The following is a 21,816-nucleotide window of genomic DNA, read 5'->3' as shown; positions in this document are numbered from 1 at the left end:
GCGCTACAAGGCGTTCGGCAGCATCGCCGCCACGTCCAGCCGGTTGGCGAGCTGCCCGGAGCTGTGCATGAGATCGGCCACGCGCTGCAGCCGGGTCGCCGACAGCGTGGTCGGGTAGCTGCCGAGCGAGATCAGCGCGGCGGTGGTCTGGTCGATGTCGGAGAACGTCGGCAGCGCGTCGCGCACCTTCGCCGAATCGGACGCGGCGAGCTGGGCCTGGGTGAGGACGTTCCGGAACGCCGTCAGCGTGCGCGGGTTCGCGGCGGCGAACTGGCCGGTCGCGGCGTAGCCCGAGGCCGGGAAGTCGAGGGTCGCGCCGGTCGAGCCGTCGGCGAGGATCTGCGCGCCCAGTTCCTTCTCCGCGCGGGTGATGTACGGCTCGACCATCAGCGCCGCGTCCGCGTCGCCGGACTGCAGCGCGGCGGGCATCTGCCCGAACGGGCGGGTCACGAAGCGAATCTTCGCTTTGTCGACGCCCGCCGTGCCGAGGACCGCCCGCGCGGTGAGCGCGCCGATGTCGTCGGGGGAGTCCACGGCGACGGTCGGCGATTTCTTCGCGGTCGGTTCGGAGTAGTCGGAGCCGGGCAGCGTGACGAGCGCGATGGTCGTGCGGCCGAAGGTGTACGCCTCGCCTTGCAATTGCAGCGCAGTGCCGGACCCGGCGGCGCGGAACAGCGACACGTCGCTGCCGAACGTCACATCGACCTGACCGGACTTCAGTTTTTCCACGCCGTCGCCGTCGCCGAGTTCCACCAGTTGGACGTTCAGCCCGGCCTGGCGGAACTTTCCCGCCGCGACCGCGATCCGCAGCGGGGCGGTGTCGATCGGGTTCGCGACGCCGACCCGCAGCGTCGCGCGTTCCGGCGGTTGCGCTTGTCCGGCGTCACTGGATCCGAACACGGAGCAGCCGCTGAGTGCGAACAACGTCGCCACCAGCGCAAACCTCAGACCGGTCGCTTTCACTCGCCATCCCCTGCCGGGAGAATCTCTGCCTCGTGCTGGATCGTATGGGCCGCTGCCCATACGATCGCCCGCAGGGCGGTGCCCCCGCCAGGGTGGCTTCCCGATCTTTTTCGCCGGGAACTACCGAGCGGTAGTTTCCGGCCGGAGCCCGAGGACGTCCGTGGGCAGAGGTTCCCGCGGTGGAAAAGGAAGCACAGGTGACCCGTCGCGACGACCGTCCCCGTTCGGGTGACGCGGCGGATCCGGCTGCCTCGCGTCCGGTCGGCGGCCGGTGGCGGCTGCGGAACTGGCGGCTGCGCACCAAGCTGTTCGTCGTCCTGCTGATCCCCGCGCTCGCCGTGGTCGTGCTGGTCGGCCTGCGGGTCAACAGCGACCTGCGCGACGCCCGCCAGCTCGCCGAGTTCGCCGCGCGCTGCCGGGTCGACTCGACGGTCGCCGAGGTCGTGCACCAGCTGCAGCGGGAGCGCGACGTCACGGTCCGGTTCGTCGCGGGCGACCGCAAGGGCCCGACCGACGTGCTCGTCGGCCAGCGCACCCGCGTCGACCTGGCGATCGGCGCGTTCGAGCGGTCGCTCGCCGACAGCAAGCCGCGGCTGGACGACTCCGCGGCGGGCGATCTGCAGCAGAGCGACGACCGGTTGCGGGTCCTCGGTGGCCTCCGGTACTCGGCCGAACACTCGGCGTATCCGGCCGACGCGGTGCTTCGTTCGTACAGCGAGCTGATCTCCGGCCTGCTCGACATCAGCGACACCGCTGCGGCGGACGTCACCGAACCCGACCTGGCCCGGCTGCGGCTGGCCGGCAACGCGCTCGCGCGGATCAAGGACCAGATGTCGGTCAAGCGCGCGGTCATGTCCGAGGCGATCGCGCAGGGCACGCTCAACCGGGACCGGACGCGCGCGCTGCTCGGCGCGGAGGCCGAACTGGCCGCCGCGCGCAGCGACTACCGCACCTTCGCCACGCCGGACGAGCAGCGGATGTACTCGGACACGGTGATCGGCATCGTCGTCGACATCGGCAACGACATGGTCGAGTCGGCGCTCACGCGCACCGAGAACAACCAGCCGCTGTCCGGTCTGGACGCGGACCAGTGGGACACCGCGTCGACGTACACGGTCAATCTCGCCCACCAGGTCCAGCAGGCGCTGCTCGTCCAGCTCCAGGAGAAAACTGACGCGCGGGCCGCCAGCGCCCGTGCGTCGACGATCTGGGACGGCGGAATCGTCATCGGTGTCCTGTTGGTCGCCGGTGTCCTGTCGGTGGTGATCGCGCGCTCGCTGCTGCGGCCGTTGCGGATCCTGCGCCGCACCGCGCTGGAGGTCGCCGACCATCGGCTGCCCGAGGCCGTGCAGCGGCTGCTCACCGAGCCCGATCCGGCACCCGAGAATCTGCGGCACCGGGCCGCGGTCGCGCCGGTGCCGATCTTCACGCGCGAGGAGGTCGGGCAGGTCGCGCGGGCCTTCGACGCGGTGCACGGCGAGGCGGTCCGGCTGGCCGCCGAGCAGGCGATGCTGCGCGAGAACGTGAACGCGATGTTCGTCAACCTGTCGCAGCGCAGCCAGGACCTGGTAGAGCGGCAGCTGTCCGTGCTCGACCGGATGGAGGCGGGCGAACAGGACCCGGAGACCCTCGGCGGCCTGTTCGAACTCGACCACCTCGCCACCCGGATGCGGCGCAACAGCGAGAACCTGCTGGTGCTGTCCGGCACCGACCTGGTGCGCGAGGACACCGGACCGGTGGTGGCCGACGAGATCATCGGGGCCGCACTGTCCGAAGTGGAGGATTACCAGCGGATCGAGATCGGCCCGGCGCCGGCGCTCGCGGTGCGCGGCGACGCGGTCAACGACCTGGTGCACGTGGTGTCCGAGCTGCTGGAGAACGCCACCCGGTATTCCGGGCCGCAGGCGCCGGTCACCGTGGAGAGCGCGCGGACGCCGGACGGGGCGTGGCGGATCGAGATCACCGACCGCGGCGCGGGCATGCCGCAGGCGGAGATCGACCGCACCAACGCGCGGCTGGCGCATCCGCCGGAGGTCGACGTCGAGGTGTCGCGGCGGATGGGCCTGTTCGTGGTCGCGACACTGGCCGAACGGCACGCCATCGCGGTGAAGCTGAGCCCGGCCGAGGGACGCGGTCTCACCGCGACGGTCGTCGTTCCGGCGGCGCTGATCACCGAGGCCCCGCCGCTGCCGCAGCCGCCCGCGCCGGTCGAACCGGAACCCGCGCCGGAGCCGGAGCTGCTGGCCCCGCTCGCGCCGCTGGCCCCGGCCGAGGAGCCGGAGGAACCCGTCGAGCTGGTCGCGCCGACGCTCGAGGACGCGGGTCCGCTGCGGCGGGCGCCGGTGGTCGAGGAGGCGGCGTCGTGGCCGGTCGAGTCTTCGCGGTCGCATCTGGAGATCGACGCGCCGACGGACCGGATGCCCGCGTACCGCGACGTGCTGTCGCGCTGGTTCGATCTCTCGGCTCCTGCGGAGGAGCCGGTGGCGCCGGAGCCGCGGGTGGTCGCGCCGATGCCGGAGGTGCCCGCCTTCGAGCCCGAACCAGAGCCGGAGCCGGAGCAGGAGAGCGAGCCGGAGATCGTCGAACCGCGGCACGCCTACGAAGCGCCGCCGGAGTTTCCGACCGAAGACCCGGACGCGGCGGCCGCCCCCGAATGGCCGACTCCGGAGCACCTGGAACAAGAGGACGGGGCCGAGGACACCTGGCCGTTCCTGCGGGTCGCCGACGTGGCGGACGGCCCCGCCGCGGAGGCGGAGCCGCGGCCGATACTCTCGCTTTCCCCCGACGCGGTGCGCGCCCGGATGACGAGCCTGCAAGGCGGCTTCCGGCGCGGCAGGCACGCCAGGGGGGAAGACACCCCGCCACTGGATCGAAACGGATGAGGCATGAGTTCGAACACCGCCCTGCTGGAAGTGATCGCGCTGGGCGCGCGGGACGCGGAGCGGGCGCAAGAGGGCGGAGCGGACCGGCTCGAACTGGTCTCCGACATGGCCAGCGACGGGCTCACCCCGAGCGAGGCGACGGTGCGCGAGGTGCTCGCGGCCACTGATTTGCCGGTGCGCGTGATGCTGCGCGCGGAGAACACTTTCGACGCCCGCGCGATCGACGAGCTGTGCGCTTCGGCGGCCCGGCTGGTGTCCGCGGGCGCGCGGGAGTTCGTGTTCGGCTTCCTGACCGAGGACGGCGAGGTCGACGCCGAAGCGTGCCGCGCGCTGCTGAAGGAGATCGACGGACGGCCGTGGACGTTCCACCGCGCCATCGACCGTTCGCGCGACCCGATCGCCGCGTACGACGTGCTGGCCGAGCTTGGCTGCGACACTGTGCTCGCGGCGGGGCACGCGAACGGTGTCGCGAGTGGACTGTCGGTGCTGCAGCAGCTGGCGCGGCGGACCGACGGCCCCACGCTGCTGGTCGGCGGCGGCCTGCGGGCGCAGCAGGTGCATTTGCTGCGGGCCGGCGGCGTGCGCGGCTTCCACGTCGGCGGCGCGGTGCGTCCGTCCGGGTGGGACGCTCCGGTGGACGCGGCGGCCGTGCGCGAATGGGCCGAACTCGTCAAAGGCTGACCCGCTAGTCCATTCGAGAAGGGAACCTCGCCGGGAATTCCGATTCCGGCAAGGTTCCCTTTTTTGCTTGACGAGCACAGTGCGGGTGTGCGCGCAAGCGGTCCGGAATGTCCGGGGCTTCCGTCTTCCGACGTCCGATGGTTTCCGGATTCGGCGGGACATCGCGGCGGTAATCAGTCATAAATCGTGCAAGTGGAAAACAAACCAACCCGCGATAAGGACAGCCAAAAGTAGGTTTCTTTGTTTCGAACGGTTTTTTAGGGTCGGGATACGGGTCGGTACCGCGATTTAGCCGGCCCGGTCCCCGCCTCTCGAGAGGAATTCTCATGCGCTTGCGCAAGCTCGTCGCCGCCGCGGTTCCGCTGCCGGCGTTGCTGTGCCTGTCCGTGGCCGGCGTCGCGAACGCCGATCCGCTGGTCGCCCTTTCCGGCAACGCCGCCCCGCTCGCCGCCAGCGCGCGGTCCGGCGATGTCGCCGCTGAGCAGCAGATTCCCGCCGCCCTGTCCCTCAAGCTGCACAACCAGCAGGCGCTGGCCCGGTTCCTCGCCGACGTGCAGGACCCGGCGTCGCCGCAGTACCGCCATTTCCTCTCTCCGGAGCAATTCACTGCGGCATTCGGCCCAACGCAGGCCGAAGCGGAGCAGGCGGTGAATTTCCTCAAGCGCAGCGGTGCGCAGGGCATTGAGGTTTCCGGAAACCGCCAGGCGATCACCTTCTCGGCGACTGCCGGCCAGCTGGAATCCGCCTTCCATACGCGGCTCGGCAATTACACCGACACCGTCACCGGCCGGAAGTTCTACGCGAACGACTCCGCGCCGGAACTGCCCGCGTCGGTGTCCGCGGTGGTCGATTCGGTCGTCGGCCTCGACAACCACGCGGTGAAGCACCACGCGAAACCGGCGGCGGCGCCGCGCACGGTCAAGCCGGTGACTCCGGCCGTCCTCAAAACCGCGTACGGCACCAGCGGCATGTCCGCCACCGGCGCGGGAGTGAACGTCGGCTTCGTGGAGTTCGACGGCTACAAGAAGTCCGACATCACCGCGTACGACACCAAGTACGGCCTCAAGGCGGGCACGGTCAACACGGTTTCGGTCAACGGAGCCAACTACGACGCCAGCCCCGGCGACGGCCAGACCGAGGTCGACCTGGACATCGAGGTCGTGCACGCGCTCGCCGCCCCGGCCAACGACTACGTGTACGAGGCACCGAACTCCAACGCGGGCGAGCTGGCGATGTACCAGAAGATCGCGTCGGACAAGCAGGTCAGCGTCGTCTCGATCTCGTGGGGCTCCTGCGAGGCGGCGGAGGGCTCGGCCGCGGCCAACAGCGTCGACAAGGCGATCGCGACCGGCACCGCCGAGGGCATCAGCTACTTCGCCGCCGCGGGCGACGACGGCACCACCGACTGCGCCCGCCAGACCGGCAGCAAGGCGCAGGCCGTGGACTTCCCGGCGTCGAGCCCGAACGTCTCCGGCGTCGGCGGCACGCAGCTGTCGGTGACCTCGACGAACGGCTACAGCAGCGAGACGACGTGGAACGACGGTGCCACGGGCGGGGCCGGCGGCGGTGGCATCTCGACGCTCTTCGCCGCGCCGTCGTGGCAGTCCAAGCAGAGCACGACCAAGCGCAAGGTCCCGGACGTCGCGGGTGACGCGGCGCAGGGTTCGGCCTACACGATCATCTCCGGCGGACAGACCGGGAACGTGTGGGGCACCTCGGGCGCGGCTCCGCTGTGGGCGGGCTTCGCCGCGCTGCAGAACCAGGTCCACAAGGGCGGCCTCGGCAACCTGAACCCGAAGTTCTACAGCATCGGCAACGGTTCCTCGTACGGTTCCGGTTTCCACGACGTGACCACCGGCAACAACACCTTCAACGGCACCACCGGCTTCTCCGCGGGCAAGGGCTACGACCAGACGACTGGCTGGGGCTCGTTCAACGGCTCCGGACTGTCCACCTTGATCGGCTGAGCACCGCTTTCGCGAGCGCCTGTCCCGGTTGCCGGGGCAGGCGCTCGCGCGTGTCTTGTGGACCGGGGGCGACTGCGGACAATGGCTGATTGACCAAGATCCGGGACGCTGTTTTGATGGCCGGGTGCAGCCTCTCCTGACGCCTGAGCAGCAGGTCCTCGTCGACCGAGCCGCCAAGCTCGCGGACATTTTCGCCGAGCGCGCGGCCGAGCACGACCGGGACAACACCTTCCCGCACCAGAACTACGACGACCTGCGGGAGGCGGGCTTCCTCCGGCTGTCGGTCCCGGAAGAACTCGGCGGCTTCGGCGCCGGGCTGCCGGAAATCCTGCCGGTGCTGGAACGGCTCGCGATAGGCGACGGCGCGACCGCGCTGGCGTTCACGATGCACCTGTCGCCGCTGGGACAGTGGGCGAGCGTGTGGCGGCGCACGAAGGCTCCCCGGCTGGAGCAACTGCTGCGCAAAGCGGTCGACGGCGAACTGGTCTGGGCGTCGATCACCAGCGAAACGGGTCTGCGCAACGACCTGACGGACGCGAAAACCCGCGCGGTCCGCGTCGAAGGCGGCTTCGAACTGACCGGCCGCAAGAGCTTCGCGACCAACTCGGCGGTCGCCACGCACTGCTCGACCACCGCCCGCTACGAGGCAGCCGACGGCGGCCCGCGGCTGCTGCTGTGCCAGATCGCGCTGGACCAGCCGGGCGTGACGATCCACCAGACGTGGAACACCATGGGCATGCGCGGCACCCAGAGCAACGACGTCGAATTCGACAAGGTGTTCGTCGAGGACGCCGCGGTCGTGCATTCGCTGCCGGTGAAACACCTCGACTCGCGAGTGCTGGAAACCGTGTGGGCCTGGGCGATGCCCGCGTTCTCGGCGGTTTACACGGGAATCGCGGCGGGTGCGCTGGACTGGACCGTGCGAACGCTGATCCAGCGCGGCAAGGCCGAGGATCCGGTGCTGCAGGACGTGATCGGCGAATGCCAGATCCTGCTGGAAAGTTCGCGCGCGCTGATCTACCGCCAGGCCGACGAGGTGACGAGCCGCCGCCTGTTCACCGGAGACATCCAGGACGGCGTGGCCCGCAGCGCGATCGTGAAGTACACGGCGGCGAACAACGCGGTCCAGGTAATGCAGCGCCTGGTCGACGCGCTGGGCGGCATGGCTTACACGAAGGCGCTGCCGTTCGAGCGAATGTGGCGGGACGTGCAGGCGAGCACGTTCATGCCGATGGGAAACCTGGCGACCCGGAAGCTGGTGGGGGCCAACGTGCTGGGGGTGCGGACGTTGCCGGAGATCGGTCCGGACGAGACTGGGCCGGATTCGCGCGCCAAGGGCTGAACGGGGGAACCCGGTGGCGATCGTCGCCGCCGTCGGAGGCGGCACCGCAGCCGGGATCGGCGGTGCCGCGAGTGTGGGCTCCAGCGCGGCCGAGGGCAAGAAGTCCGCGAAACGCGGTCGCGAGGACGAGACCTTCAGCCGGTTCAAGCTCAAACAGCTCAAGCACACGGCCAAACACGAGATCGACTGCCTGCGGAACTCCACCGACGGCGTCCGCGACTGCCTCGCGGAGCACCGCTGCACCTCATTGGACCGAAATCTCTTCGCCGTCGGCGACGGGCACGGCAACGCCGCGGTGATTTCCGTTGCCCGCGTGTGGTTTCCGAAGAAGAGCGACGCCGAAGGCTGCGAGAAGGTCGAGGAGGTGCAGGGCAGCGGGGACATCAAACCCCCCAGGCCCTGCCCTGCTCGGCCTCGACGGCGTGAAGTTCTCCGGGCACCACTTCCAGTCCAGAGTGGACGGACGGCCGATGGTGGTCGCCGAGACGGAAACCGTTGCCGGACAAGTTGATTCCAGAACCCTCGACGCTCTCGCGGACGTCTCGGTGCGGTTCCCGAAGCTGTGACTACTTCTTCTCCGAAACGACAGTGTCCGTCGCTTCCGAAGCAGCCGCCTCCGCCGCCTCCTGCTCCGCCAGATCAGCCGCCGCCTGGACCGCCGGGCCGTGCAGCAGCCGAGCCACTTCGCCGCGCAGCGAGACGAATTCCGCTGATTCCCGCGTGGTGATCTGGTCCCGCTGGGCGGGCAGGTCCACCGGCAGATCCGCCACGATCCGCGCGGGCGACTTCGACAGGACCAGCACCCGGTCGCCCAGGTACACGCTCTCGTCGATGTCGTGCGTCACGAGCAGCACCGTCGTGCCCTGTTCGACCTGGACCCGGCGCAGCAGGTCTTCCAGTTCGAACCGCGTCTGGGCGTCCACCGACGCGAACGGCTCGTCCATCAGCAGCAGCGCCGGGCGGCTCGCCAGCGCGCGGGCGATCGACACCCGCTGCTGCATGCCGCCCGACAGCTGCCACGGGTACTTGTTCACCGCGGCGGACAGGCCGACCGCTTCGAGGGCCTCGGCGGCCCGGGCGCGCCGGGTCGCCTTGTCGAGTTTGCTCCAGCGCAGCGGGAATTCGACGTTCTTCGCGACCGACAGCCACGGGAACAGGGAACGGCTGTAGTCCTGGAACACCACGGCGAGATCGTCCGGCACCGAGGTGACGCGGTCGCCGTGCAGGCTCACCGTGCCCGCGGTCGGCGGGATCAGGCCGGCGATCGCGCGCAGCAGGGTGGACTTGCCGCAGCCGGACGGGCCGACGATGCACGCCAGCTGTCCGGACTCCACCGTGAACGACAGTTCGTTGACCGCGACGTGCGCGGACTCGCCGCTGCCGTAGCGGTGGCTGAGGCCGGAGACCTCGAGCATGGTCGACATAACGGGAAACCTTCCTAGTTCCGGCCGGGCTGCCAGCCGAGCACCCGGCGTTCGAGGCCGAGCAGCGCGGCGTTGAACCCGTACCCGAGGATGCCCAGCAGCACGATCCACGCCCACATCTGGTCGAAGTCGTACGAGCGCTGGGCGGCGAGCAGCGCGTAGCCGATGCCGTTGAGCGCCCCCACCAGTTCGGAGATCGCCATCAGGATCAGCGCGATCGAAAGCGACAGCCGGAGCCCGGCGAAGATCTTCGGCAGCGCCGAGGGCAGCACGACCAGCCCGATCCAGTACCGCTTCGGCGTGCGGAACGCGCGCGCCGTCTCCACCTTGACCTTGTCGACCGACCGGACTCCGTCCACGGTGTTCATCAGAACCGGCCACAGCGAACCGAAAATAATGGTCGCGGTCTGCATGCCCGGCCCGATGCCGAACAGGATGATGAACACCGGCACCAGCGCGGGCGGCGGGATGGCGCGGAAGAACGCGAACAGCGGCCCCACGTAATCCATTCCGGTGCGCGAGCGGCCCAGCGCGGTGCCGAGCGCCACGCCGATCACCACCGCCAGCAGCCAGCCGCCGAGCACCCGGCCGAGGCTCGGCAGGATGTGGTCGAACACCGGGTCGCCGAGGAACACCTGCGAGGCAGGCCCGGAGAACCACAGTTTCGCCGCCGCGGCGGCGATTTTCGACGGCGGCGGGAAGAACACGCTTTCGCTCAGCCGGGTCGCGATCTCCCACAGCACCACCACGATCGCGAACAGCAGCCACTTGCGGGCGAACCCGCCGAGGCCGCGGCTCATCCGGCGCGTCACGGTGGACGGCTTCTCGACCACGCTCACGCGGCGGCTCCTTCGACGGCGCTGCTCCAGCGGAACAGCCGATGCCCCAGTCGTTCCAGGCCCTCGTTGACGAGGAAGCCGAGGATCCCGGCGATGACCGTCCCGGCGAGCACCAGGTCCATCCGGCCCGGTCCGGAACTGGCCTCGAGGACGAACTGCCCGATGCCGAGTTTCGCCCCGGCCAGGAATTCCGTGCTGATCACGAGAATCAGCGAAATCGCCGCGGACAGCCGGATCCCGGTGAACACGAACGGCGCGGCGTGCGGCAGCGCGACCGAGGTCAGCACGCGAGCGCGCGGAGTTCCGTACGTGCGCGCGGTTTCCAGCAGCAGCGGGTCGATCTCGGCCAGCGCGTAAATGGTGTTGAAGAGGATCGGCCACACCGCCGCGTACACGGCGAGCGTGATCTTCGCTTCCGGGCCGCCGCCGACGACGATCAGCACCAGCGGAATCAAGGCCACCGAAGGGATCGGCCGCAGGAATTCGACGATCGCCTTGGTCGCGTCGCGCAGCCACGGGATGCTGCCGAGCAAAAGCCCCGCGGGAACCGCGATGGCGATCGAGATGAGCAGCGCGATCATCCACGCGAGCACCGAGGCGATCACGTCGCGGACGAATTCGACGTCGCCGAGCAGTTCGCCGATCCGGGCGAACACGACGCTCGGCGGGGGAAGGTCGTTCTGGTCGATCAGACCGGCCCGCACGACGGCCTCCCAGATCAGGAGGAAGCCGAGCAGGCCGGTCAGGTTCCGGACGAGGCGCACGTCAGGACGCGTTCGCCTGCGGGACGATCATCGACTGCACGTCGATCTTCGACTGGATGGAACCGAACTGCTGCAGCAGGTCCGGCACGCGCTGGATGCGTCGCGCGTCCAAAGTGGACTGGAAGGTCAGCAGGTTCGTGATCTTCGCGGTCGCCTCGTCCACCTTCGAGTACTGGATCATCAGCGGCTCGATCTTGGAGCGGTCGGACGCTTCCTTGGTGGCGCGCAGCATCGCGCGCTGGAACGCGGCGACGGTCTTCGGGTTGGCGTCGGTGAACTTGCCGAGCGAGCCGTAGCCCGCGGTCGGGAAGTCCTTGGTGCCGCCGGAAGCGGTGTCGATGACCTCGACCGTCCCGTTGACCTTCGCCGACTGCGTGATGAACGGCTCGGTCAGGAAGCCCGCGTCGATGTCGCCGCGCTTGACCGCGGGGCCGATGTCCGGGAACCGCAGCGAAACCCACTTCACGTCGGTGAAGTTCACGCCGTTGTCGCGCATGACCGACTTGGTCAGGGTGTCGCAGATCGTGTTGGTGGCGGTGATCCCGATCTTCTTGCCCGCCAGGTCGTGCACGCTCTTGATGTTGCTGTTCGGCATGGCCACGACCTCGGTGCTCTTCGGGCCGGCCGAGGAAGCGTCGGCGACGAGCTTGATGTCCGCGGCGCCCTTGCTCTTGGCGATGAAGAACGGCGTGTAGCTCGCGTAGGCGATGTCGACCTCGCCCGCCTGCAGCTTCTGCAGCGACGCGTCACCGCTGGCGGCGTCGACGGCCTCGACCTCGAGACCCTCGTTCTTGAAGTAGCCGTTCTGGACCGCGAGGTGGAACGGCGCCACGTCGATCGTCGGCATGATCGAGACCTTGATCTTGGCCTTCTCGACCCCGGAGCCGCCCTTCGAGCCGCCCGAATCGTCCGATCCGCCCAGCAGGCCGCACCCGCTGGCGGTCAAGGCCACGCCGCCCGCCATCGCGAGAGACAGGAACCCGCGCCTGCCGTAGCCGCGCCGGCTGCTCACCGCTTCATCAAACAAGGTCGCTCCTAGCAAATGGGCCCGCGTCTGGGATGGACGCGGGGGGAAGGTGGCTCATTGTCCGGAGTCACGCGGCTACTGTAGAGAAACAGGACGATCACTCACAATGGGTGTTCATATACGATTCAGAAGTGGCACTGGTCACTCGATCAGGTGATCGAATCCGCTGGTATGGCGGGGTATGTGAACGTGCCGTGGGTGCCCGATGGGCCTTGATCCGCTGCCTGGGTGCTCTCCGGGCAACTTCTGGAGGGTTACAAATGGGCCAAGCGTTCGCTACCCTCTGCTCCTGCAATGTGAGGTGTGGACCACCGATGTAGTGAGAGCCCGGACTTGGGAAAAGGCTCTCCGCGCACGCCGGCGACAAGCCGGCGGGGGGTGGCCTCGGCCGAACGGACTAAGAGATCGACCACGTGCGGGGACCGAACGTCATGCCAGACCTGAACCGATTCCGCGCCCGAGGCGACGGGCAGTCGCATCTCGAAGTCGATCTTTTCACTCGAAAGGGTGTAACGGTCCGGGGCGCGGTCCAGACCACTCAGGTGGCGGATGACCTGCCGGGAGCGTGCGCGTAGTGGCCACGAGCACGGCAGGTTCGGAATCAACGGGCCCCTCGGGCCCGGACGGTGGTGCGGCGGTGCCGAACGAAGACACCGCGGGGGCAGGGGAGGCCTCCGCTCAGGAGAACGCGGGGACCGCGCAGCAGCGGTCCTGGCTCGCGCTCGGCAACTGGCGGTTGCGGTCCAAGCTCGCGCTCATTCTCCTCATCCCCACGGTCACCGCGCTGGTGCTCGGCGTGCTGCGCGTGGTCGACGACGTCCGGTCGGCGGTCGACCTCAACCACACCGCCAACCAGGTCGCCTTCGCCGAGAAGGTCACCGCGGTGGTGCACGACCTGCAGCGCGAGCGCGCGCTGGCCGTGGTCCGGATCTCGTCCGGGGACCCGCTGCGCCAGACCGGCCTCGACGCGCAGATGGCCAAGGTCGACCGCGACGTCGACGACCTGCGCAACGCCGCGGTCAACCTCGACAACGAGGACCAGGCGGCGAGCGACCGGTACGCGCACGGCCTCCAGCGCCTCGACGCGCTGCGCCCGCTGCGCGCGGCGATGACCACGTCGGCCTACTCCGACCGCGCGGTCCTCGACACCTATTCTTCGGTGCTCGACTCGCTGATCCAGCTCGGCCGCGAGGTCTCCACCGCGACCACCAACCGCGACCTGCTCCGCCTCGGCACGAGCACGCAGTCGATCAGCGAGGCGAAGGAGTTCATCCTCCGCGGCGACTCCGCGCTGCAGATCGCCGCGTTCCGCGACGGCTTCCCGGGCAACCTGATCGACGAGACCCGGGCCGCCGAGGCCAGCGGCGACGCGTCGATCACCGCGTTCCTGGCCAACGCCACCGGCGACCAGGTCCAGCTTTACAACGACACCTACTCCGGCCCCGAGGTCGACGAGCGTCGGCGGTTGCAGACACAGGCGTTTTCCTTCGCGCAGGGCGGCCAGCCGCTCAACCTCGACGGCACCAAGCTCGGCCAGGACTCCACCGTCGCCGCCGACAAACTGCGCGCGGTCGAGGTCAACCTGCTGACCCAGCTGCGCGCGCAGGCCGACGAAATGGCCAGCAACGCGGTGCGGTCCGCGTGGGTCGGCGGCGTCATCGTCCTCGCCGCGCTGGTCGCCGCGCTGATGCTGATGCTCGTCATCGCCCGCCTGATGCTGCGCCCGCTGCGGGTGCTGCGGAAGACCGCGCTGGACGTCGCCTACACCCGGCTGCCGGAAACCGTGCAGGCCATCCTGGACGACCCGGACCCGGTCAACGCGTCGAAGAAGGCGGTCGACCCGGTCCCGGTCCTCACCCGCGACGAGATCGGCGAAGTGGCGCGCTCGTTCGACGTGGTGCACGAGCAGGCGGTCAAGATGGCCGCCGAACAGGCACTGCTGCGCGAGAACGTCAACGGCATCTTCGTGAACCTCTCCCGGCGGTCGCAGCGGCTGGTGGAACGCCAGCTCGGCGTGATCGACCGGCTCGAGGCCGACGAGCAGGACCCGGACCATCTCGCGAGCCTGTTCGAACTCGACCACCTGGCGACCCGGTTGCGCCGGAACGGCGAATCGCTGCTGGTGCTTTCGGGCGCGGGCCTCGCGAAGTCGGTGCCCAAGCCGGTGCCGGCGGCCGACGTCATCGGCGCGGCGGTGTCGGAGATCGAGCAGTACGCCCGCATCGAGATCGGCATCGTGCCCGAGGTGGCGGTGCAGGGCCTCGCGATCCACGACCTCGTGCACGTGCTCGCGGAACTGCTCGACAACGCGACCTATTTCTCCGAACCGGAAACCAAGATCACCGTCCGCGCGGTCATCACGCGCAAGAAGGCGCTGGCGATCCAGGTCACCGACCACGGCGTCGGGATGAGCGAGGAACGCCTCGCCGAGGTCAACGAGCGCCTCGCCGACCCGCCGGACCTGGACGTGTCGGTGACCCGGCGGATGGGTCTGTACGTGGTCGCGCGGCTGGCCCAGCGGCACGGCATCGAGGTGCGGCTGCGGGAGAACGAGGACATCGAGGGCGGCGTGATCGCCCGCGTCGTGGTCCCGGCCGAGCTGCTGACCCAGGTCCGGACCGTTTCGCCGACGATGCGGAACACTCCGCCGCCGCCGAACCGCAACGAGGTCTCGCACCCGAGCCTCCCGCCGGTCAACCGCGACCCGGAGCCCTCGAACCCGCTTCCGCTCGCGCCGCCGCCCTCGTCCGCCGAGCTGACCGAGGCGCTGGGCTCGACGGGTTCGGCCGGAGCGTCCGAGAACGGCGGCCTGGTCCCGCTCGACCAGCCGATCAGCCTCGACGACCTCGTCGCGGGCAACCGGGCGGCCGGTCCGTTCCTCAGCCCGGCGACGCCCGCTTCGGAAGCGCCGGCGTGGCCGACCGCGGAGGACCTCGCGCCGCTCACGCGCGAATCGTACGGCGAGGGCGCGAGCCTGGCGCAGACCGAATTCCCGCCGCTGGTGCTGCCGAAGCGGGAGCCGAAGTACGTCGCGCCGGAATCCCCGAAGGAACCGCCGCCCGCCGAGCCGGACGGTTCCGCAGCGCTCGAGGACGACGTGCCCACCCGGCGGCTGCCGATCTACCAGTCGGTGCTGTCGCGCTGGTTCAGCGAAGGCGAGGACAGCGAGCCCGCGACGGCGCAGTCCTCGTCGCCGGAGCCGGAAGCCGCCGAGGCCCCCGCCGCCGAGCAGGAAGAAGCCCCGGCGGAACCGCGGGAGCGGGTGCCCGAGAAGCTCGAATCGACGCCGCTCTACCCCGGTTCCGACGAACCGGAGGACGACAGCTGGCACAGCGTCTCCGACGAGGGCTGGCAGGCGGCGCAGTCGCTGCTCGAATCCAAGAACGAGGAGATCACGCCCGCCGGGCTGCCCAAGCGCGTGCCCAACGCGTACCTGGTCCCCGGCTCGATCGGCAACGCGCCGGAACCGGCGCAGCAGCAGAACTCCTTCACCGACGCGACCGCCGGAATGCCCGGAACGGGTGCGATCACCCGCTCGGCGACGGCTGCCCGCAGCCGGATGGCAAGCTTCCAGCGTGGGTACAAGTCCGGCAGGCACGCGCTGAAGGAGCGGCCGCCGGAAGCCCGGCTCGACGACGACGGGGTTCGCGTCACCGGGGCCGGGTATGTGAGCGACAGCAGTGAGGAGCGAGAGTGACACGGGCGGGAGTGCAGCCGGGAGGCGGCTCGGTGCAGCCGAACGGCAGGCAGGCCGGCGGCAGCGCGGCGAGCAGCTTCGCGTGGCTGATCACGGACTTCGTCCACCGGGTGCCCGGTGCGGCGCACGCGGTGGTCGTCTCGGCCGACGGTCTGCTGCTCGCGTCTTCGCGCGGGCTGCCGAAGGACCGGGCGGACCAATTGGCGGCCGTCGCCTCGGGGCTGACCAGCCTCGCGCGCGGGGCGGCGAAGGTGTTCGAGGGCGGCCCGGTCGCGCAGACCGTGGTCGAGATGGCGAACGGATTCCTCTTCCTGATGTCGGTGTCCGACGGCTCGTGCCTCGCGGTGCTGGGCTCGCCGGAAAGCGACATCGGCTTGGTGGTGTACGAGATGACTCTGCTGGTCGAACGGGTCGGCCAGCAGCTGACACCGGAGATGCGGGCACAACTGCAGGGCGCTGCGGTCCGTCGCTAGGCGGACCTAGGACTACAGGAGTAAACCGTGGACGACGGGCGCTTGCGCGGCGACGGCCGGCTCGGTGACGAGCACACCGGCGGCTGGGGCGATCGGGATCAGAGCCGGGAGGACTGGAAGTCCTTCCGGGACCGGGTCGACCGCGAATGGCGTTCGAGGGACGTCCACGCCGCGGATTCGGAGCCGGTGCGCGAACCGCCGAACTGGCTGACCGATTCCAACGCCGGGCAGCAGCCGGGCATCACCGCGGTGCCCGGGTACCGCGAGCGGTTGCTCGGCGGACCGGGTTCGGAGCTGTTCGGCGGCGCGAGCGGGCCGCTGTACGACTCGGCCGAGTTCGCCGCGTTCAGCGCCGAACGCGACCGGTCGCCCGGGCCCCCGAGTTCGCCGTCGAACGACCTGGCCGCGGCGCTGCCGCTGCAGGCGGCCGGGGAATACGCGGACGAGCCCGCCGAGGTGGAGACCTCCGGGCTGGTCCGGCCTTACTTCCGCACCCGGGGACGCACGAAACCGACCTACGACCTCGCGATCGAGGCGCTGGTGTCGACGAGCGAGCAGGGCAGGGTGCTCGACCGCGTCCGCGTGCCGGAGCACCGGTCGATCTGCGACCTGTGCCTCGACACCCGGTCGGTCGCCGAGGTGGCCGCGCTGCTGCGGCTGCCGCTCGGCGTGGTGCGGGTGCTGATTGGTGACGTGGCGGGCCTCGGCCTGGTGCTCGTGCACACGAGCAGCAGCACGAATTCGGGCGACCGCCCCAGTATCGAGTTCATGGAAAGGGTGCTCAGTGGGCTTCGGAGAATTTGACTCCGACGCGAACACACCGCATACGGGTCCGACCTCGTCGGCCAAGATCGTGGTCGCGGGTGGGTTCGGTTCGGGCAAGACGACTCTGGTCGGGGCGATCTCCGAGATCGACCCGCTGACCACCGAGGCCATGATGACCGAGGCCAGCGTGGGCCACGACGACGTGTCGGCCACGCCGAACAAGTCGACCACCACGGTGGCCATGGACTTCGGCCGGATCTCGCTCGACTCCGACCTGGTGCTGTACGTGTTCGGCACGCCGGGCCAGCACCGGTTCTGGTTCATGTGGGACGACCTCGCGGTGGGCGCGATCGGCGCGGTCGTGCTCGTGGACACGCGGCGGCTCGCGGACGCGTTCCCGTCCATCGACTTCTTCGAGAACCGGAAGCTGCCCTACGTCGTGGCGATCAACTGCTTCGACCGGCTGCTGCACCACCAGATCGAGGACGTGCGGCACGCGCTCACCATCTCGCCGTCGGTGCCGATCATGGCGTGCGACGCGCGGGAGCGGGAGTCGGCGAAGCAGGTGCTGATCTCCGTCGTGCAGCACGCGATCGCGCACGACACGGCTTTGCGGGCGGGCTAGTCCCGCTTCGGTCCCCGTCGCCGGCTGCGAAGGAGGCGTCCGATTCCCGTTACCCCCCGGCTCGGGTGCGGCCGTTGGAGTGAACTCCACGGGCTTCACCCGCTTCGGGGAGTGGTGTCTCCGAGAGGGGCGGCCTGAGTGGTCCCGCCCCCTCGCGGCCGAGGCCGGCCGCCCCTGATCGGGGCGTCGGACCGGCGGTGACCTGCACGGACATCCCGCTGCGCACGGTGGCCGCCGCCACCACCGAGTGACCCGCGAATGCGTGGTTGTGCATGCGTTCGCGCGACGTTACATCCGGCAGACACGTACCGTGCCCGGGCACACGCTCGACACGACCGGGTGCGTGAATACGCTGGAACGACGACTTCACCGCGGCCGGGCGAGGATGGCCCGAGGGCGGCGAACGGGCGTCCGGCAGCGTTCGAGGAGCTTGGAGGGGCAGTGACCGATTCCGACCGGCCAGCGGACCAGGGCACGTTCAGCTGGCTGATCTCGGATTTCGTGCGCCGGGTCCCGGGTGCGGCGCACGCGGTGCTGGTGTCGGCGGACGGACTGATGCTCGCGCCTTCGGAGGGGTTGCCGCAGGAACGCGCCGAGCAGCTCTCGGCGGTGGCGTCCGGCCTGATCAGCCTGACCCAGGGCGCGGCGCGGTGCTTCGAGGCGGGCGGCGTGAACCAGACCGTGGTCGAGATGGAACGCGGGTACCTGTTCCTGATGTCGGTCTCGGACGGGTCCTGTCTCGCCGTGCTCGCCGCGCCGACGTGCGACATCGGGACGGTCGCGTACGAGATGACCCTGCTGGTCGAGCGGGTCGGCGAGCAGATCACGCCGGAACTGCGCGCACAGCTGCAGGGCGGCGGGGTGCTGGGGTAGCCGATGAAGATCTCGGGTTTCGGAGACCAGGACACGGGCGCCTGGGACGCCCTCCACAAAGGCACGGAACGGGAGTCGTTCGACTCGCCGAGCCGGTACGAGCTGAGTTCGCTGACCCTCCGGTTGCCGCATCGACAGCCTCGGGCCACCCCGCCTCCGCCTTCTTCGCGGCATGCGCAGCGTCCGGAGCCCGCGCCACGTCCGGTGCCCGCACCCGCGCCCGCGCCGCGTCCGGTGCAGCAGGCGGTCGTCCCGCGCCCGGTGGCCCCGCCTCCCGTTCCTGCTCCGGCTCCGGCTCCGGCTCCGGCGGAGAGCTGGGACGACGGCTACGAATGGGTCGAGGACGGCGAATCCGGTTACTGGGAAGAGCCCCAGGCCAGCCACCGCTGGGAAGAGCCGCCCCCGCCTGCCCGCCCCGCGGCGCATGACCCGTACTCGTTCGACGAGTACGCCGGTTCGCCCGGCCCGGACGACCGCGTGGTGCCGGAAGGTTCGGCGTACCAGCGGGAGCACGTCGAACAAGCCGCCCGCAGCAGGCACGCGCTGCCCGAAGAACCTCCGGCGGACTCGTACGCCGATCCGGGTCCGGCCTCCGGAGTGTCCGAATTGGACCGGTTCTGGGCCAACGAGGAGCCCGCGCAGCCGGAACCGCCCGCCCAGCCGACGAAATCGCGCGTGCGCCCGTACGCGCGCACCCGCGGCCGCACGCACTCGGACCACAATCTCGCGCTCGAAGCACTGGTCTCCACCAGCGACGAGGGCCGCCGCTACCGCGGGGTGCGCTCGATCGAGCACCGGCGGATCTGCGACCTGTGCCTGGACACCCGGTCGGTCGCGGAGATCGCCGCGCACCTGCGCCTGCCGCTCGGAGTGGTGAAGGTCTTGGTGGGCGACATGGCGGACATCGGGCTCGTCATGCTGCACCAGACCGATCTGGTGCTGGGGGACCGCTCGTCGCGGGAGTTCATGGAGCGAGTGCTGCAGGGGCTGCGCAACCTCTGACCGCTGGTGCCGCGCTGCCTCCGGTCACGCGGCGCTGGCCCGCAGCCGCCCCAATGCCACTTTGGGTGCGCTCAACGCACCGAACGCCACTTTGGGTGCGCTGAACGCACCGAATGCCACTTTGGGTGCGTGGGATGCACCCAATGCCACATTGGGGAGGCCTCAGTCCTCGACCAACGCGGCGGAAGTGATGCGGTGCAACGGATACCGCTCGTGGTTCGCGCCCTCCAGCACCCCGCCGCCGACGCGCAGCGGGCGCACCACGCGCTGGCTCGCCGTGCCGCGCGAGTCGACGAAGCCGATCCACACCTCGCGTTGTTCGAGGGTCGCGCGGGACAGCAGGTCGAGCGTTGCCGTCGTGTCCGCGCCTCCGCCGCCTGGCGCGCGCACCGTTGAGCCCCGGCGGCGGGCCGAAGCTTGGTCTCCGGCGCGGAGATTCGAGACGATCCGCGTCGCCTGCTCGTCGGTCAACACTGCCTGTTCGCCCGGCCGGGCGCGGGCCGCGCGGGTGCGGGCAGGCAGCCGGCGGCCGGTGGGGCGCAGGTCGACCACCCGGCCGTCCGGTCCTTCCGCCGCGGGGGCGAAACCCGCGCCGCGCAAGGCTTCCAGTACTTCGGCCAACGGTGCGGAGCTGATCAGCACCGTCGGCGCGATCAGGCGCAGGTCGTATTCCGCGGCCACCGGATGCGCGAGTACTTCGGCGAGCAACGCCTCGTCGTCGCAGCGCAGGAACGAACCCGCGGTACCGCCGCGGAGACGGCCGTGGCGGCGGGCGACGTCGTCGATCAGGTACGTGAGGCCTTGCGGCACCGGGGTCGCGGACTTGTTGCGGAACATCGCGTGCAGCTCGTCCGCGGTCCGTCCGGTGTCGAGCGCGCGCCGCACCGAAGGCTCGGTGATCCGGTAAACCGTTGCGTGGCCAGCGGATTCGACGTCCGCGACCGCGGCCATGTCCGCCGCCAGCTCCGGCTCCAGCGGACCCGGCGCGACGACCGTCAGGTCCGCTTGCACCAGCACGTGGTCGACCGGCGCGGGCAGCGCGTCGTGCATTGCCTCGACCGCGCCGGAGCGATCGTCCTCCAGCAGGAGCCGCGTAGCAGTGGAGAGAGCGCCGAGGCCGACGAGACCCAGCGCGGTCGCTTCGGCCATCGTCCAGCGGACGGCTTCATCGCGCAGCCGACCGCCTCGCCGGGGCGCGCGCCAGGCCAGCATTGCCACCAGTTCGTCGACGCTTTTCACGCCAGCGCCCGGATTCAGCTCGGCCAGCGCGGAAAGCACGCGGTGCCGTGCGACCGGCGCGAGCGGACGTCGCAACTCCTCGGACAACGGCGCGATCGGCTTGTCCTTCGCGTCGCGGCCGCCGGCGAGACCGGGCAGCCGCGGAAGTTCCAGCCATGCCTGCGCGAGCGTCATCCACCGCTGCACCGAAGGCGACGCGAGCCAGCTGTCGGTGAGCATGGTGGGCACGTATTCCGGGGCGGTGTTTTCGCTGTCCGCAACGAGTCCCGCGCCGACGACCAGCTCCACGAGCAGCGTCGCGCGGGTCTCGTCGGCTTCGAGGTCCTTCGCGACCTTCTTCAGTTCGCGGACGCCGAGCCCGCCCGCCTTGAGTACCGGCGGCGGCGAATCCGACCACATCCGCAGCAGGGATTCCGTCTGCCGCAGCAGCTCCATCGCTTCGCCGGCCGCGGTTTTGTCCACTGTGTCCGTCCGATGTGGATGGACGGGCAGCTCGGGCTCGACGAGCGTGTCCGGTTCGAAGGCGAGTCCGCCGCGCAGCAGCAGGCCGAGTTCGCGGGGCAGCTCGACGGTCTGGTCGTCGCGGCGCAGCAGCAGGCCGCGCGCGAGCAGCTTCTGCACCGGCGTGGCCGCGTCGGACAGCCCGACGTCGAAGCTCGCGTCGCGGGTGCGGCCGATCGGCGGCCCGGCGGCCAACGCGGTGAGCACGGCCCGCTCGTCGTCGCCGACCTCCGCGAGCCGCGCGTCGAGGTCGGTGGCGGCCAGCGCGGGCGAAGGCGCGCCGAGCCCGGCGGGGAACGGCCCGAGTGCGTCGCGGGCCGCGGGCGGCACTCGCAGCTCCTCGTCGGTGCCCCAGACGAGCGCCCGGGCGCGCAGCCGGGCGAGCGGTTCGCTGATGTCCCGGCCGACCAGCGCGGTCACCGCGGACACCGGCGTCGGCTCGGCGTCGGCCCCGGCGACCAGGAGCGCGTCCATCACCGCGAGGGTGAACGTGTCGAGGTCCTCGCAGGCGCGGGCGACCGACCCCGGGGTGCCCGCGCGGGTGGCGAGCACGGTGGTGTCGGACGGAGGAGGGGTGGACAGATCGCGACGCGTGCGCAGCAGTTCGGCGAGTGCGTCGTCGGACTCCGCACGCAGCCAGTCCGCCAGAGAGGTCGCGGGCATAGAAACCCAGGATACCGGGCGGGTGCGCGCGGACGAGGAGTGTTCGGGCAGACTGTGTGCGAGTTTGCCGGACGAGGGCCTCGGAGGAA

Annotated in this window: 17 protein-coding genes; 11 read left to right on the top strand and 6 right to left on the bottom strand. The window is 70.3% G+C overall.

What is annotated here, in order from left to right; translation table 11 throughout:
• Window positions 1–3: 3 nt before the first annotated feature.
• A complete protein-coding gene (locus CU254_RS35340; RefSeq protein WP_009083981.1) occupies window positions 4–1,023 on the bottom strand; it encodes an ABC transporter substrate-binding protein in 1,020 nt (339 codons plus the stop codon).
• A 137-nt stretch (window positions 1,024–1,160) separates the two neighbouring features.
• Here CU254_RS35340 and CU254_RS35335 point away from each other — a divergent pair, with 137 nt between their 5' ends.
• From CU254_RS35335 to CU254_RS35315, 5 genes are all read left to right on the top strand, one after another.
• Window positions 1,161–3,845: a nitrate- and nitrite sensing domain-containing protein gene (locus CU254_RS35335; protein WP_050788508.1), complete on the top strand. Its 2,685-nt coding sequence runs from the start codon at window positions 1,161–1,163 to the stop codon at window positions 3,843–3,845.
• Window positions 3,846–3,848: 3 nt separating this feature from the next.
• On the top strand, window positions 3,849–4,526 hold the full coding sequence (locus CU254_RS35330) for a copper homeostasis protein CutC (RefSeq protein WP_009083977.1): 678 nt from the start codon (window positions 3,849–3,851) through the stop codon (window positions 4,524–4,526).
• Window positions 4,527–4,852: 326 nt separating this feature from the next.
• Window positions 4,853–6,493 (top strand): protease pro-enzyme activation domain-containing protein, encoded by a 1,641-nt coding sequence (locus CU254_RS35325; RefSeq protein ID WP_009083975.1) that lies wholly within the window; start codon window positions 4,853–4,855, stop codon window positions 6,491–6,493.
• 124 nt (window positions 6,494–6,617) lie between these two features.
• Window positions 6,618–7,835: an acyl-CoA dehydrogenase family protein gene (locus CU254_RS35320; RefSeq protein WP_037715853.1), complete on the top strand. Its 1,218-nt coding sequence runs from the start codon at window positions 6,618–6,620 to the stop codon at window positions 7,833–7,835.
• Between the two features lie 13 nt (window positions 7,836–7,848).
• On the top strand, window positions 7,849–8,346 hold the full coding sequence (locus tag CU254_RS35315) for a hypothetical protein (protein WP_009083971.1): 498 nt from the start codon (window positions 7,849–7,851) through the stop codon (window positions 8,344–8,346).
• A 55-nt stretch (window positions 8,347–8,401) separates the two neighbouring features.
• Here CU254_RS35315 and CU254_RS35310 read toward each other — a convergent pair whose 3' ends face one another.
• The 4 genes from CU254_RS35310 to CU254_RS35295 are packed head-to-tail and all read right to left on the bottom strand — an operon-like array spanning window position 8,402 to window position 11,826.
• Window positions 8,402–9,259 carry an ABC transporter ATP-binding protein gene (locus CU254_RS35310; RefSeq protein ID WP_037715851.1) on the bottom strand — a complete coding sequence of 286 codons (858 nt, stop codon included), beginning with the start codon at window positions 9,257–9,259 and terminating at the stop codon, window positions 8,402–8,404.
• 14 nt (window positions 9,260–9,273) lie between these two features.
• Window positions 9,274–10,098, bottom strand: coding sequence for an ABC transporter permease (locus CU254_RS35305; RefSeq protein WP_037715849.1), 825 nt, complete (start codon window positions 10,096–10,098; stop codon window positions 9,274–9,276).
• On the bottom strand, window positions 10,095–10,862 hold the full coding sequence (locus CU254_RS35300; RefSeq protein ID WP_037715847.1) for an ABC transporter permease: 768 nt from the start codon (window positions 10,860–10,862) through the stop codon (window positions 10,095–10,097). The genes CU254_RS35305 and CU254_RS35300 overlap by 4 nt, the downstream gene beginning before the upstream one ends.
• Before the next feature lies 1 nt (window position 10,863).
• Window positions 10,864–11,826 (bottom strand): ABC transporter substrate-binding protein, encoded by a 963-nt coding sequence (locus CU254_RS35295; RefSeq protein WP_037718509.1) that lies wholly within the window; start codon window positions 11,824–11,826, stop codon window positions 10,864–10,866.
• A 700-nt stretch (window positions 11,827–12,526) separates the two neighbouring features.
• Between CU254_RS35295 and CU254_RS35290 the strand changes: the two genes are divergently transcribed.
• The 6 genes from CU254_RS35290 to CU254_RS35265 all read left to right on the top strand — a co-directional run bounded on the left by CU254_RS35290 (window position 12,527) and on the right by CU254_RS35265 (window position 19,324).
• Complete coding sequence (locus tag CU254_RS35290; protein WP_037715844.1) at window positions 12,527–15,586, top strand: nitrate- and nitrite sensing domain-containing protein; 3,060 nt, start codon at window positions 12,527–12,529, stop codon at window positions 15,584–15,586.
• On the top strand, window positions 15,583–16,059 hold the full coding sequence (locus CU254_RS35285; protein WP_369871052.1) for a roadblock/LC7 domain-containing protein: 477 nt from the start codon (window positions 15,583–15,585) through the stop codon (window positions 16,057–16,059). Before CU254_RS35290 ends, CU254_RS35285 begins: the two co-directional genes overlap by 4 nt.
• Before the next feature lie 27 nt (window positions 16,060–16,086).
• Entirely contained in the window at window positions 16,087–16,863 is a 777-nt protein-coding gene (locus CU254_RS35280) for a DUF742 domain-containing protein (RefSeq protein WP_009083959.1), read from the top strand.
• A complete protein-coding gene (locus CU254_RS35275) occupies window positions 16,844–17,449 on the top strand; it encodes an ATP/GTP-binding protein (protein WP_009083957.1) in 606 nt (201 codons plus the stop codon). The genes CU254_RS35280 and CU254_RS35275 overlap by 20 nt, the downstream gene beginning before the upstream one ends.
• A gap of 441 nt (window positions 17,450–17,890) precedes the next feature.
• A complete protein-coding gene (locus tag CU254_RS35270) occupies window positions 17,891–18,322 on the top strand; it encodes a roadblock/LC7 domain-containing protein (RefSeq protein WP_009083953.1) in 432 nt (143 codons plus the stop codon).
• 3 nt (window positions 18,323–18,325) lie between these two features.
• Window positions 18,326–19,324 carry a DUF742 domain-containing protein gene (locus tag CU254_RS35265; RefSeq protein WP_009083951.1) on the top strand — a complete coding sequence of 333 codons (999 nt, stop codon included), beginning with the start codon at window positions 18,326–18,328 and terminating at the stop codon, window positions 19,322–19,324.
• 162 nt (window positions 19,325–19,486) lie between these two features.
• Here CU254_RS35265 and CU254_RS35260 read toward each other — a convergent pair whose 3' ends face one another.
• Window positions 19,487–21,727 carry a helicase-associated domain-containing protein gene (locus CU254_RS35260; protein WP_009083949.1) on the bottom strand — a complete coding sequence of 747 codons (2,241 nt, stop codon included), beginning with the start codon at window positions 21,725–21,727 and terminating at the stop codon, window positions 19,487–19,489.
• Window positions 21,728–21,816 lie beyond the last annotated feature (89 nt).

Origin of the sequence: Amycolatopsis sp. AA4, from assembly GCF_002796545.1 — a bacterium.
GTDB lineage: Bacteria > Actinomycetota > Actinomycetes > Mycobacteriales > Pseudonocardiaceae > Amycolatopsis.
This window is presented reverse-complemented; position numbering and strand designations above follow the sequence as displayed.

What these genes read in the sequence shown, in the direction of transcription:
- CU254_RS35325 (WP_009083975.1), top strand. Translation starts at nt 4,853, where the DNA reads ATGCGCTTGCGCAAGCTCGTCGCCGCCGCGGTTCCGCTGCCGGCGTTG.
- CU254_RS35295 (WP_037718509.1), bottom strand. Translation starts at nt 11,826, where the DNA reads ATGGCGGGCGGCGTGGCCTTGACCGCCAGCGGGTGCGGCCTGCTGGGC.
- CU254_RS35265 (WP_009083951.1), top strand. Translation starts at nt 18,326, where the DNA reads ATGAAGATCTCGGGTTTCGGAGACCAGGACACGGGCGCCTGGGACGCC.
- CU254_RS35330 (WP_009083977.1), top strand. Translation starts at nt 3,849, where the DNA reads ATGAGTTCGAACACCGCCCTGCTGGAAGTGATCGCGCTGGGCGCGCGG.
- CU254_RS35260 (WP_009083949.1), bottom strand. Translation starts at nt 21,727, where the DNA reads ATGCCCGCGACCTCTCTGGCGGACTGGCTGCGTGCGGAGTCCGACGAC.
- CU254_RS35310 (WP_037715851.1), bottom strand. Translation starts at nt 9,259, where the DNA reads ATGTCGACCATGCTCGAGGTCTCCGGCCTCAGCCACCGCTACGGCAGC.
- CU254_RS35340 (WP_009083981.1), bottom strand. Translation starts at nt 1,023, where the DNA reads ATGGGCAGCGGCCCATACGATCCAGCACGAGGCAGAGATTCTCCCGGC.